General features: G+C 50.9%; 8 protein-coding genes. 3 read left to right on the plus strand and 5 right to left on the minus strand.

Annotated features, from left to right (window positions below):
- The first annotated feature begins 104 nt into the window (after positions 1 to 104).
- Together V6M87_RS02460 and V6M87_RS02465 are read left to right on the plus strand one after the other, a co-directional pair.
- Positions 105 to 542 carry a hypothetical protein gene (locus V6M87_RS02460; protein WP_332848140.1) on the plus strand — a complete coding sequence of 146 codons (438 nt, stop codon included), beginning with the start codon at positions 105 to 107 and terminating at the stop codon, positions 540 to 542.
- A 250-nt stretch (positions 543 to 792) separates the two neighbouring features.
- Entirely contained in the window at positions 793 to 5733 is a 4941-nt protein-coding gene (locus V6M87_RS02465) for a DEAD/DEAH box helicase (protein ID WP_332848141.1), read from the plus strand.
- A 311-nt stretch (positions 5734 to 6044) separates the two neighbouring features.
- On the opposite strand, the gene V6M87_RS02470 is transcribed toward V6M87_RS02465, so the two are convergent.
- The 3 genes from V6M87_RS02470 to V6M87_RS02480 form a co-directional block, all read right to left on the minus strand.
- On the minus strand, positions 6045 to 6668 hold the full coding sequence (locus V6M87_RS02470) for a hypothetical protein (RefSeq protein WP_332848142.1): 624 nt from the start codon (positions 6666 to 6668) through the stop codon (positions 6045 to 6047).
- A gap of 61 nt (positions 6669 to 6729) precedes the next feature.
- The gene (locus V6M87_RS02475) at positions 6730 to 7674 is read right to left on the minus strand and encodes a hypothetical protein (RefSeq protein WP_332848143.1); all 945 of its coding nucleotides are present in this window, start codon (positions 7672 to 7674) and stop codon (positions 6730 to 6732) included.
- A complete protein-coding gene (locus V6M87_RS02480) occupies positions 7671 to 8039 on the minus strand; it encodes a hypothetical protein (RefSeq protein ID WP_332848144.1) in 369 nt (122 codons plus the stop codon). Before V6M87_RS02480 ends, V6M87_RS02475 begins: the two co-directional genes overlap by 4 nt.
- Before the next feature lie 96 nt (positions 8040 to 8135).
- Between V6M87_RS02480 and V6M87_RS02485 the strand changes: the two genes are divergently transcribed.
- Complete coding sequence (locus tag V6M87_RS02485; RefSeq protein WP_332848145.1) at positions 8136 to 8810, plus strand: recombinase family protein; 675 nt, start codon at positions 8136 to 8138, stop codon at positions 8808 to 8810.
- A 58-nt stretch (positions 8811 to 8868) separates the two neighbouring features.
- Here V6M87_RS02485 and V6M87_RS02490 read toward each other — a convergent pair whose 3' ends face one another.
- On the minus strand, positions 8869 to 11262 hold the full coding sequence (locus tag V6M87_RS02490; RefSeq protein ID WP_332848146.1) for an AAA family ATPase: 2394 nt from the start codon (positions 11260 to 11262) through the stop codon (positions 8869 to 8871).
- Between the two features lie 137 nt (positions 11263 to 11399).
- Positions 11400 to 13223, minus strand: coding sequence for a site-specific integrase (locus V6M87_RS02495; RefSeq protein WP_332848147.1), 1824 nt, complete (start codon positions 13221 to 13223; stop codon positions 11400 to 11402).
- Positions 13224 to 13256 lie beyond the last annotated feature (33 nt).

Genomic DNA, 13256 nt, shown 5'->3' on the forward strand with positions numbered 1-13256 from the left:
GGAAAGTGGTTGCATTAGCAACATCCGTGTGTAACGATCAATCCTCATCTAACACAGCAACGCCGCCACCGATAGGCGCTGCACACACTGAGGAGCGTGCATCAATGGGCGTCGGTTTTAGAATCTTTTTGGTTGGTGAGGACGACTCAATCAACCGCCTTTCAGTGAAGTCGTTTTCCGATTTCTACCTGCGTCAAAAGCCCACATTGCCTAAGTTCAGCAATTCGACCATCACCGTCGCCGTGGCCATCTGTGCGCTGGACGGGCGAGTGCCAACTGAGATCATCAAGCTGGACTGCATGCGGGTGAAGGTAGGGGCGGATGGCGCGCAAGACGAGGAGAGCTATAAAGCTGAAACCCGACTCATGGCTTGGCAACTTAGTGCTCCGTCGCACAACAGTGATTCGGCAAAGCTGAGCGACAGTTCGGTGGTCAATGCGGAGGATAGATTTGACGCTAGACGCTGGGCACAGCTTCACCCTAAACTATCCGGTCCTGCGCTTAAACGGATACTTCAAGCGCTATTCGGCAGGTCTTACTAGGCGGTCGCCCAGCGCCAGCAACAGTGATGTGATCTGTCCTGAGTGGGATGGGGTCGGATCGCAAATATATCCGTTGACGAAAGTCTTTAACTAGGCGGGCGCCGTCTTGCGACGCCAACGGCAAAGGGTATTAGCAGGTCAAATCAACTGTGGAACACCGGGCGGAAGCCAACGTTCGCGCTCCTCCGCCGGACTGTTTTTGTGCCCTCTCATGCATGACCATCGGTTATGATCGCGTGATATTTCCTCGATGAATGCCACCTCAAATATGACCGCTCTACAGTCAATTCTCCACGCCTACCGTCAAGCATCCCTTTCCGAACGTGAGAAGGGCACCTATTTCGAAGAACTGATCTGCACCTACCTCCGCAACGAAGCAACTTACCGCGACCTGTACAGCACCATCTGGACTTACAGCGACTGGGCTGCCATGCAGGGGATCGACAAGCGCGATACTGGAATTGACCTTGTGGCAAAGACGCAGGGCACAGACGAATATCACGCTATTCAATGCAAGTTTTACGCGGACGACTACAGGGTACAGCGCGGGGACATTGATAGTTTCTTCACGGCCTCGGGGAAGAAACCGTTCACCCGTCGCATAATCGTTGCGACGACGACCAACTGGAGCGAGCACGCGAACGATGCGTTGCAGGACCAGCAGCCGCCCGTCAGCAAGATCGACCTGCAGGACCTCGAAAATAGCCAGATTGATTGGTCTAAATACCAGCCGTACGTAAAGCCGACGTTTAAAGAGAAGAAGTCACTCCGCGCTCATCAAGAGCGCGCGCTTATTGCCACGCAACGCGGCTTGAGGGATGCTGATCGCGGCAAGCTCATCATGGCATGCGGCACAGGCAAGACATTCACCAGTCTGAAAATTGCTGAGGATTTAGCCGGCGCAGGAAAACGCGTGCTTTTCTTGGTGCCAAGCTTGTCGCTGCTGTCACAGACGCTGACCGAGTGGACGCAGGAAAGCGCAACGCCCTTGCACAGCTTCGCCGTCTGTTCTGATAGTGACGTTGGCAATAAGCGAAAGAAGGACGACGATGTCGTTCAGACCTTCGTCCATGAACTGCGCTACCCGGCCACGACCAAACCAGAACGTCTCGCCGCCGAAATGGCCAAGCGGCACGACAGCCAGCATATGAGCGTCGTGTTCTCGACCTATCACTCCATCGATGTAATCAGTCATGCTCAGCGTGACTTTGGCTTGGCGGATTTCGATCTGATTATCTGCGATGAGGCGCACCGCACCACCGGCGCAACGCTCGGCGATGACGAGGAAAGCGCGTTCGTCAAGGTCCACGACGCTGACTTCCTCAGGTCTTCCAAGCGCCTGTATATGACCGCTACGCCTCGCATCTATGGGGATGGCGCAAAAGCCAGCGCGGAGAAGGATAACGTAGCTCTGTGCTCAATGGACGACACCGGACTGTACGGCGAGGAGCTATTCGTCATCACCTTCAGTGAGGCCGTCAAAGCGGGGTTGCTGGTTGACTATAAGGTCCTTGTGCTCGCGATGGATGAGGCTCACATCAGCCGCAGCCTACAAAATTTGCTCAAGGACGACAACAATCAAATCAAGGTTGAGGACGCAGCCAAGATTGTTGGGTGCTGGAAGGCGCTTGGCAAGCGAGACACACGTGAGGACCTTGCTGATGATAGCGAGCCTATGCGGCGCGCTGTCGCGTTCTGTCAGGTCATTGAATACCAGGCAGGCGCGAAAGGGAATGCGAAGACTCACAAGGTCAGCTCCAAGAAGATCTCAGACATGTTTCGCGCAGTCGTCGAAGAGTACAAAATCACCAATCCCGACGATGGCAACAGCTCCCTGATATGCGAAGCGTCGCACGTGGACGGAGGGATGACTGCAAGTCAAAAGGAGGCTGAACTGACTTGGTTGAAGTCCGATGCACCTGAAGACACCTGCAGAATTCTGAGCAACGTCCGCTGCCTGTCTGAGGGGGTGGATGTGCCGGCCCTCGACGCTGTGCTCTTTCTTACTCCACGCAATTCGCAGGTGGATGTGGTGCAGTCCGTCGGTCGCGTCATGCGCAATTCGCCGGGCAAGAAGCGCGGCTACGTTGTCTTGCCCGTGATCATTCCAGCGGGCGTTGCACCGGACGAGGCCTTGAACGACAACAAGACCTACAAGATCGTTTGGCAGGTGTTGCAGGCTCTTCGTTCGCACGATGATCGCTTCGACGCGATGGTCAACAAGTTAGATCTCATTGGTAAAGACATCTCAAAAATGGAGGTGATCGCGGTCACCGAAAAAGTAGCCCAAAAAGCCAGCAAAAAATCAGGGCAAGCTAATTTAGGCAAGGGTAGATTCGCCATTGGTGAGGAACCGGCAGAATACAAGGCGCAGGTACAAGGTGAGATCGCATTCGAAATAGGGGAAATCGAGCGCGCGATCTATGCCAAAGTTGTTCAAAAATGCGGAAATCGAAATCACTGGGAGGATTGGGCCAATGACATTGCCCGCATAGCCCGGACTCACATCACGCGCATCGCCACCATCATCGGCGATGCCGAAAACGGCAGGGAGCGTATTGCCTTCGATGCGTTCGCCCGCGAGTTGCGCGATGATCTCAACGACTCGATCACGGACAGTGAAGTCATCGAAATGCTGGCCCAGCACCTCATTACCAAGCCGGTGTTCGACGCTTTATTTGAGGATTACAGCTTCGCGAAGCACAACCCGATGTCGCTTGCAATGCAGGGTGTTCTGGACGTCCTACAAGAGCATCGGCTGGATAAGGAAGCGGATACTCTCCAGCGGTTCTACGATAGCGTGAAGATGCGTGCACAGGGCATCGACACTGCGGCTGGCAAGCAGAAGATAGTGGTCGAACTCTACGATAAGTTCTTCCGCAACGCTTTCCCGAAGATGACCGAGCGATTAGGGATCGTCTACACACCGGTGGAGGTGGTGGACTTCATCATCCATAGCGTCGCGCATATCCTGAAAACAGAATTTGGTCAGACTTTGGGCAGCAAGGGAGTCCACATCATAGATCCCTTTACTGGTACCGGCACCTTTATCACTCGGTTGTTGCAGAGCGGTCTCATCGAGCCGGAGGATCTTCAGCATAAGTACAAGCACGAAATCCATGCTAACGAGCTTGTACTGCTGGCGTACTACATCGCTGCCATTAACATCGAGGCGGTCTACCACAGCATTGTGGGTGGAAAGTACCAACCGTTTGAAGGCATCTGTCTTACCGACACCTTCCAGATGTACGAGAAGGAGGATTTAGTGGACGTGTTGCTAGTGGATAACAGTGCCCGGCGCAAGCGCCAGAAAAAGTTAGACATCCGTGTCATTTTGGGCAATCCACCCTATTCAGTTGGGCAACGAACCGAGAACGACAACAACGATAATCTCGCGTATCCCCATTTGGACGAGCGTATCCGTTCGACATACGCGGAGCGATCTGACGCAGTGCTGTCCAAAGGGCTGTATGACAGCTACATCCGAGCAATCCGCTGGGCAAGTGATCGAGTAGGTAGCAGCGGCGTTATCGGTTTCGTCACGAATGCTGGTTTTATTGACGCTAATACTGCAAATGGAATGCGCCGCTGTTTAGCGGACGAGTTCAGCAGCATTTACATCTTTCACCTACGCGGAAATCAACGCACGGCTGGTGACCTGTCCCGCCGAGAAGGCGGCAAGATTTTTGGAAGTGGAAGCCGCGCACCGATAGCAATCTCGCTATTAGTTAAAAATCCAGCCGCCGAGCGCATGGGCGAAATTCATTATCACGACATTGGCGATTACTTGAGTCGAGAAGATAAGCTGGCAAAAATTGATGCGTTTTGTAGCATCGCGGGCATTACAGCGGCACACGGCTGGGAGGGAATTGTACCCGATGCTCACGGAGATTGGCTGAAGCAGCGTGACAACAGCTTTGCTGATTACATTGTGCTGGGCGATAAGAAAGGCAGCGCATCCAAATTGTTCGAGAACTTTTCGCTTGGAGTAGTCACCAACCGCGATGCATGGTGCTACAACTCCTCAAAGGCGGGCGTGGCCAACAATATGAAGAAGATGATCACTTTTTACAATGACGAGGCTGATCGCTTTGCCAAACGACATCCTGGGTTAGACAAGAAGCATCGAGAAACATTGATAGACAACTTCATTGATACAGATGCGAAGCGAATCGCCTGGACCCACAACGTAAAGCAGGAGCTTGCGAAAGACCGCCGTTTCGAGTTCGAGGATGATTGCCTTGTTTCTAGTGTGTACCGTCCCTTCAGTAAGCAGTGGCTTTACTACAGTCGTCGCTTTAATGAACGTGTCTACCAGATGCCGCGTATTTTTCCAAACGCATCGGCGAAGAACATCGTTATCATGGTGAAGCAGCGCTGGGCCGGCACGGGGCAGCTCGCCCTAATGGTCAACCAAGTTTGCGACCTCCAAGTTGATGGTGGTGCTCAATGTTTTCCGCTCTATCTTTACGATGACGTCGAGTCCGAGATGTCGGATCCTAACCAAGAGCAATCCACCTTATTCGAGGATCCGGTTACAGCCCATGTAGCTGGACGTCGTGACGCCATCACCGCACAGGGGCTGCAGCATTTCAATTTGGCTTACCCCGGAGCAAACATCAACTGCGAAGACATCTTCTACTACGTCTACGGCTTGCTGCACTCTCACGATTACCGTGAACGCTTCGCCGACAACTTGGGCAAAGAATTGCCGCGCATGCCATGTGTCAAAACCGTTGAAGATTTTTGGGCCTACTCACAAGCTGGCCGCAAATTGGCTGACCTGCACCTAAACTATGAAAGTGTAGCTCCATACCCACTGAAGATCGATAGTCGAGGAACAAAGCTCACCGATGCGGACTATAGGGTAGAGAAGATGCGATACGGCAAAAAGGGCAAGGACAAGGACCTGACGACCCTGCATTACAACGACAAGATCACCTTGACCGGTATCCCGCTCGAAGCGTACGACTACGTCGTCAATGGCAAGCCGGCTCTGGACTGGGTTGTCGAGCGCCAGAGCGTCAAGACCGACAAGGACAGCGGTATCGTCAACGACGCCAACGACTGGGCGGTCGAAACGATGGTCAACCCGCGCTATCCGATGGAGCTATTCCAGCGTGTGGTCACTGTCAGCTTGGAAACGATGAAAATAGTAATAGCTCTGCCGCCTCTTGATCTCGCTAAGTGAGCCGGCGATTAGCCCGCAATTTCAACGGTTCGACCGGGCCGCCGATCATCAGGCGGTATTTGGCGTATGACCAAGCCTGAAGCAACCGTTTTGGAAGTCCGCAAAGCCCGGCTGTGCCGTTTTTTTGCTATTCGTAGTCTCTCGGCGCCAGGAATGGTAAAAACGCCCTGACTGGCGTTTAAATCGTTTGCCCAGATGGCGCTGGCCCCGGACCGATTTTCAATTTGGCCTCCCGGTTGCACTCTCCAGAGCCATCAAGGAGCGTCATTTCTCTAGGACTTCGGTCATGCCAAGAACCCGCCAAGAAATACTCACAGTCCTTCTTCGATCACTTCATTGAGTTCGTCGTCAACCGAGGTGTCGTCGTCCCGGGCGCGGCCTCTAGCCAAGACATCGTCGTGCTCGACGTTGGCGTCATGCCGGGCGGCGGCGTTTCGCAATTCCGCGATCTCTTCAGCGGTCAGCTCGCGCACGACCAGCTCAGGCAACTCTGACGACACGTCCTCGTTGAAACGTTCCGCGCGAAGGCTATGTCGGATGATGTCGGATGTGTTCTTAAGTGCGGTCGAATATGCAGCCGCCGCACGCATGACCTGTACAGCATCTGCCAGGGTCACGGCTGTCATCGCCTCCGTCGCCGCCAGCATGATCTGCCGCAGGTGCTGCGAGTGCGCCAAGTCATCGGCTACCAAACGCGCCGCCTCCTCCTTGATGGAGGATTCGGAAGAGACCCGCGCCATGAGGTCCGCACGCGCCTGTACGAGCAGGTCCGCTTTGATCGCCCCCTTGACGGTCCCGGTCGCCGCGAAATGGCGCTGCAGGCTACGGACGCTCATGCCGAGGCGCTGACTGATTGCGAGGGCGGTGTAGCCCGCCTCTCTCAATGCAAGCGCTTGGCTGATTTCATCTGGTGCTGCTGACTTCTTCTTCATCATCAATCGTATATAGAGTAAGTATTATTAGGGCAGGGGGAAGAAACCCAGCATTCACGCGGGGTTACGCGCAAAAAGTTTCCGGGAAATCCGCACGGGACCGATTGCTGCGCCACTCACGCGTTAGCTTGCGCAGGCATTCATAGGCCACAGTGTTCAGGCCCTCATCGGCAACAGTCGAGCCTCGGAAGCGGCTAGTCCCGCTGTACCTCCCAATGCGCTGAGTATCGGGTCTCCGATACCGCCCATTCCGTCCCAGTTGCCGCCCTGACCATTTGGCGAGTACGTCCCGAACAGCGGGATGAAGATCATCAGCGAGGCGCCTGAACTTGAAATGGTGAGCTAGGCTTGTAAAGTTGAATTCGATCAGTTCCGGGATGGTCGTGAACGGAAGGGCCATGCCTCGAAGCGTGACTTCGAGACGCGCGCAATACCGGCTGGGAATCAACGATTTTTTGTTGTCTTGGGTCTTCACATAAGCGTGATAACGGATGTCGGCGTCTTTGCTATTCCGGTCTGTCAGTTGCCACGATGCTTCGAACAATTCGATCAGATCACGGCGTTGCTGAAGTGTGTTCGCGTAGTGCCGGCCTTCACCCTTCATCCGGTAGAAGTGCCAATCGTCGCCAGGCTTAGCGGTGTTGAATTTGAAGCGGTCAGTCGCGACCTCGGCCAATTGGCGAACGGTTCCGCCCTGCATGAAGGTATCGAATGCCAGCTCTACAGCAATGGGCCGGACTGATGACAGTCCGAACTTGTAATTCAACTCCTCAATCACAACAGAGAGCTGACGCATCTGATTTAAGTCTTGGATGCGGAAGCGGAACGCAGACGCGGCGCTGCCACTTCCCGCGTCCAGCGCTTCAAAGAAGGAATGCGCGCCCTGTGGGAGCCGCAAGGCTGCGTGCACAGCCTTTTTAACTGTCCAGAAATTCGATTGCCTTAATAGCTGAACTTCCAGTTCGACCCAATCGACTACGGCCCTATATGCTGAGGCTCCAACTTTCATGACTCCCCACGCCCGGCCTCAATCGGCGGCAACTCAGGGTAGAGATGGTCTTGCAGGAACTGCTCGCAAGCCTCTGGTGTCGCTCCGTTTTCCGACATCCGGCCGGCACGATGCATTACAGCGACGTAACGATCCAGGGCTTTCTCCATAAGAATGCGGAGGGCCTCGGAGGGCGTGATGCCTTGCAAGGTCGCCAGCACTTCTACGTGCACAAGATGCAGGCCCCCTAAAGTCATTAAGAAGTCTTTGCCGCCACTGGAACGCAACTTCTCACGGTACCGCCGCTGGCGCTCTGCAGGGGTAAGGGTCGCTGTGCCGATTGGCTTGCGGCCGGGCTTTTTGGTAGTAGGTAATGTGTTGTTCATGAGCAAGAGCATAACACAATTTAGTCACTAGTGATATAAGTATGCTAGAATGACTACACATTAAACGAACGCTTTGTCATGTTGTCAGAGGAACTGATGGAAATCCAGAAAGCTGTCTGCTATCTACGAGTGTCTACCCAAAAGCAGGGTGCGTCGGGATTGGGCGTTGATGCTCAGCGTGCCGCAGTCGAGCGGTACATTCAGCAAGCTGGCAACATCGAGGTAATTGAAGAGTTCGTAGAGGTCGAGACCGGCAAGGGAAGTAACGCGCTTGCGAAGCGACCGCAGTTACGAGCGGCGCTCGAATCATGCCGAAGGAGAAGTGCCACGTTATTAATTGCTAAACTCGACCGTTTGGCCCGGAATGTACACTTCGTAAGTGGTCTGCTTGAAACCGGGTGCGACTTTGTGGCTGTTGACATGCCTAAAGCAAACAAGGTCATGATCCAGATGCACGCTGTGATGGCAGAATGGGAACGGGATGAGATAAGCAAACGTACGAAAGCAGCGCTGAGCGCTGCTAAAGCACGTGGCATTGCCCTCGGTACCCAGGGTCTAACAAATTTGAAACCCAATATAGATGCACGAAAAGCAGAAGCAAACCTGTTTGCTGAAAAATTGCGAGGTCAGTTTGATGGCTTTCGGTTGCGTAATCTGACGCAGCGTCAGATGGTTGAGGAGTTAAACGAACTCGGAATTCGTACTCCTGCAGGTTACCTTTGGAAACTTATTCAGGTCCAGCGCCTTATTAAGCGACTTGCAACTCCTTAACCTAACAAGTCACTGCTATTGGATGCCGGTGTGACAGCGGATGCCACCCGGCCTTCTGTTACTGAAGTCGCTCAGGCTCGCCTATGCTCCGAAGCAGAGCATTAAACTGGTGCGGATCTGCTGCGTACATTTTGTCTAGCACGAATGTTGCGAGTTTCGGAATCTCCGGTATGTCGATAGGTTTAATGCTGCGGTCGAAAATAAGCTCCAGATGAGATAGTTCGTTATTCAGGCGGTTTGCCAGAATGACTGCCATTTCATCATCACCGAAGAACTTAGTCAGGCGTTCAGATGAATCTGACTTGTCGTCATGATGCGGATATTTGTAAAATAAAAAAGCCTCCAAAAACTTGCGTAAATTGTTCCCGAACGAGTAAAAAGGCTCGTGATTGACTTTGGCAAACTCTTGATTTCGGCACTTGTAAATCTGATGAAAGAGATAATTGAACTCAGTAACATAGTCTCTCAGATAAGAGGGCATTAGGGAGATTGTGCTCGCTAATCCACTTCGCTCAATTAAGAACTGTTGATGGCCACCGTGATTCTTTTCAGCTGGCAGTGAAATTTTCTTTAAATATTTTAGAAAATCAAGATTATGCGTTGAGATAAAAAGCTGTTTGTAGCGATAGCTGTTTGATTTGTCAGAATTTTTTTGTGGTTTCGCTATTAAGCTTTCGATCAAACTAAACATGAAGAAAATATGGTTTCCATCGAGACTGGAAATAGGATCATCGATGTAGATAATCAGTTCTTTATCTTTGCTCTCAGGCTCCTCTAGCTTGGCGATAAAATAGCAAAATGCAATCAGGCTGCATTCGCCTTCACTAAGGTTGAAGGCTGGCTTCCCATCGCGCGTAATCTCAAACTTAATTGCCGTCTTAGCTAAGTCATCTTTTGCTTCAAGTTTGATTCCGTCATGACCAAAGAAATGATTCAATAAGCTATTTATTCTATCGGCGCCCTTGCGCTCATCTTTTTGTTTGCCTCTCAGATCGGTAATTTCGCGTTCCAGCTTGACGATCTCCAAAGCAGCATCCGAATGTTCTTTAGTTGCCTTGCCGGCCTCATTTTCAAGTACGCCAATACGAGCAAGCTCAGTGTCGTATGTAATCGTTTCGGCAAACTTCGCGACATCGGTTAAACGTAATGCCTCGCGTGCTTTCCCCTTATCTAGCTCCAATGTCTTCGTTTTTCCGTTGCTCTTTACGATCAATTCGCCGATTGATTTCACGATTGCTGCAATAGCTTCTGGGTCGTATGAATTGGGTTTTATTGATACAACCTGAAACAGATTCGCCTTCCGAGCTTCAAGAGCGAATTTTATCTCTTCCAAATCTGCCTTATAACGGTTAAGGTGCTCCACAAGAGTTTTGTTGAGCTTTTCAAACTGAATCCGTTCTTCCTGGTAGAATTGCTGCCCAGTCAGCAACATAAAATTAGGTATTGAATTAATTTCGCTATTAACCGATGCAAGACACGTGGTCAGTAAATTTTCAAGCTCACCCGACTCTTTGCTAAAGTGTGAGTCCAGCACTTCCCAAATATCATCTGGCAACTCTTGACGGCAAAAAGCACATGTTTCACGCTTTTCTCTGTGGTGCGAAATTCCTTGCTTTACCCACAACTGCAGCACGCTATCGTTTAGTAATTCTTGGATCGGCTTCGTTGGTGTAATAACCCGACTTACTAAAGTCAAGGCTTGCGCTCTAAGGCTTTCAATTTCAAAGATAAAGCTAACCGATTCGGATATATCACTCAATGCTTCTTGGTTTAGCAGCGCCAGCTTCGCAGACTGTTCTTCTAGCCCCAACGCTACGAAGCCTTGTTTTTTTGTTAATGTTATATCTTTTCGGATGCTCTCAATGTTATAGACCGAAGTGCCGTATTGGCGGTTCTTCTTAATCTTGTCGTTTGCATGTGTCCTTAACTTGGCTTCAAGTGAGTCTGATCCAGTTTTATAATTAATGCGAATTAGATCACGATCTGCTAATTTCTGCTCAAGATCATAGTACAAACCAACTTTGCCTGTAACGCTTCCGAGCTTCATTTCAATCAAAGCTATGGAATCCTCTATTTCTTTGTTCTTCTCTCCAACAATTGCGAACGTTTTTATTTCGCCGCTGACTTGATTGGTCAAAAAGCTTAAATTATCTTTAACAAAATCGCTGTTGTAAACGCGTACATCGTAAGAGTGAGCAGCGAGACCAGAATGAGTCACATCTCCTTTGTTGCCATAAAGCGTAAAAGTAGGCGTGATGTAATTAGGAGGTATTTTGCCCGTTTCTAAAGCCCGAAAGATTCGTGATAACGTTGTTTTGCCAGAATAATTTCGTCCATAGATGACATTAAGCCGTTTGAAACTTTGAACGTTGTTCCCGTCGTCGCGGATCGACTTCTTCCAATTCAATGCGCTAAAACTGCCAAAACTACCGATGTCTATCTGATGGATCATAGAAGTCAGCCCTCAAATGCCGTATGGGTAAATGAACGAAGCTGAATAAATTGCCTTACGGCATTTCTTAGGCCAGCCTCGGATCTCACAGTAATGAAATACTGTAACTCATCTACCTCCTGTCGGTGCCCAATTTTTCATTTTGCCGATACTTTGACGTGCTTGGAGGGGCGCCGTTGCAAAATTGTGACTTCGGTAAATTGGGGTATGAGGAGCAATACCTCACGGGTTAATGTGAATTTTTCCACTGTAGGCTTGCGCTTTGCAGCATCTTTCACGTTCCAATATATTTTTCCGGTGATCAGGTCTGCCTCATGACCAACGATTTGTCCCACTGCGATTTCTGGCACCTCATCATTGAGTAGTGCTGAAATGAATGTGTGGCGAAAACTGTGAAAAACTTTAGTGTACCGATCCAAAATACCGCACTTTTTCTTATATCGCTGGAACCAATTCGACGCTGCTTGCGCAAAGCCATCTCTACGTTCGTTTAACTCTGGAAACAAGCGCTCTTCACCGCGATCCCGCAACAGCTTTACATAGTCTAAAAGGCCGAGTTCAATCAGCAGACTGTGTATCGGGACCAAACGTCGAGCGTTTTCGTTCTTGACCCGCTGTCCTGCTTCTTCGTCAGATATGTCTATGCACGCAACTCCGTTGTGGTCAACGAAATCAACGAGGTAGAGTTGGCATAGCTCGCCAAGTCTTGCTCCAGTCAACAGGCCCATCGGCATCAGCCAATATGCGTACGGGTTCTCAAACTTGCGTGCTGTGTACTCTTTTCCACTGAAAAGTGCGATTAGCTCCGGATTCGTAAATGGAAGTCGTTTCTTCGTGCCACTTTCGTCGAGGCTCATTCCGGTCGCTGGATTGTAAGTGATGGCATATCGTTTCTTTCCTATTGCCCACTTAAATAGACTGCTAACCCTTTCAATATTCTTGTTCACTGTACGGACTGCCATTGGTATGGGATTCATACTTAGAATTTCTTCTATATGCTTGCCCACATAGACAGGCGACTTATTCATGTTCGCAGGCAGCTTTTTCAATGTCTCCAAATATTTAATCACTACGCTGTCATCGATCTCGGCGAGTGGAATATCGCCGATCAGACGGACAAATAGCTCGAAGACCGCCTTGTATTCCTTTTCAGTTTTTTCTGTCCATTTATCTTGAACGCGCTTCGCGCGGACGAACTCTGTGATTGTTTCGGACAGCAGCGGGCCGACCGGTATCGAACCGGCTTGCAGGGAAACGCCCAACGGGGACGCAGACTTTGCCATCACATTCGCAACGAATTCAGCAAGCGAATTCTTTTCTGTTCTATGGAGCGTTGCTTGATGGCTGACGGTGTTCAGGTGGTGACGTGAAAGAGCCAAGCGTTCGACTTCGTTTATGAAGCGATTTGTATCCATATCCACGTCAGCGCTGTCGGACTGGATCGCGAAAATCAATGGTGTGAGGGTGTCCAAGATTGAATCAAGCTGGAGGTATTCTGCGGTAATCAGAGCGTCAGTTTCTGCAACCATAGGACGGCTGCGTGCGTCATCAAGCCACCGTCGCCGCGCGTCAAGCTCTTGAAGTGCATCGCGTATCCGTGCCTTCCGCTTTTCAAGGGAAGCGCCAGCGTCTGTCACCTGCAAGAGAACTTGCTGCAGTCGGCTGCGTTCCGTATCAATATCGGCAATGAACGGTAGCTCTTCAATGCTTGATGGGTCCATGGTTATATCTGTTGCTGAAAATTTATTCATGCTTCGTTGTCGTAGATCTTGGAATGTCTGCTTAAATAGACACGCCAAATGTAGGGTTTTGAGCGCAGCGTCGCGCACCTGTCCGGTGCCAAGGCTGCGGTAAATTTCTTTGGACGCAAAATGATGCCTGAGGTCACTGGGAACGGCAATGCGGAAGTAAAGCATACCGAAGCGATTTCGATGGAGGTGAGAAGGTAATTTGACCGGCATAAACGCCTCGACTTGGGGCACTCGGTTGGGACA

It is taken from the genome of Massilia sp. S19_KUP03_FR1, assembly GCF_036688685.1.
Classification (GTDB): Bacteria; Pseudomonadota; Gammaproteobacteria; order Burkholderiales; family Burkholderiaceae_D; genus JALYUM01.

Bases quoted from the DNA above. Each gene is read 5' to 3' on its own strand.
- V6M87_RS02485 (WP_332848145.1), top strand. From the start codon at position 8,136: ATGGAAATCCAGAAAGCTGTCTGCTATCTACGAGTGTCTACCCAAAAG.
- V6M87_RS02495 (WP_332848147.1), bottom strand. From the start codon at position 13,223: ATGCCGGTCAAATTACCTTCTCACCTCCATCGAAATCGCTTCGGTATG.
- V6M87_RS02490 (WP_332848146.1), bottom strand. From the start codon at position 11,262: ATGATCCATCAGATAGACATCGGTAGTTTTGGCAGTTTTAGCGCATTG.
- V6M87_RS02470 (WP_332848142.1), bottom strand. From the start codon at position 6,668: ATGATGAAGAAGAAGTCAGCAGCACCAGATGAAATCAGCCAAGCGCTT.
- V6M87_RS02465 (WP_332848141.1), top strand. From the start codon at position 793: ATGAATGCCACCTCAAATATGACCGCTCTACAGTCAATTCTCCACGCC.
- V6M87_RS02460 (WP_332848140.1), top strand. From the start codon at position 105: ATGGGCGTCGGTTTTAGAATCTTTTTGGTTGGTGAGGACGACTCAATC.
- V6M87_RS02475 (WP_332848143.1), bottom strand. From the start codon at position 7,674: ATGAAAGTTGGAGCCTCAGCATATAGGGCCGTAGTCGATTGGGTCGAA.
- V6M87_RS02480 (WP_332848144.1), bottom strand. From the start codon at position 8,039: ATGAACAACACATTACCTACTACCAAAAAGCCCGGCCGCAAGCCAATC.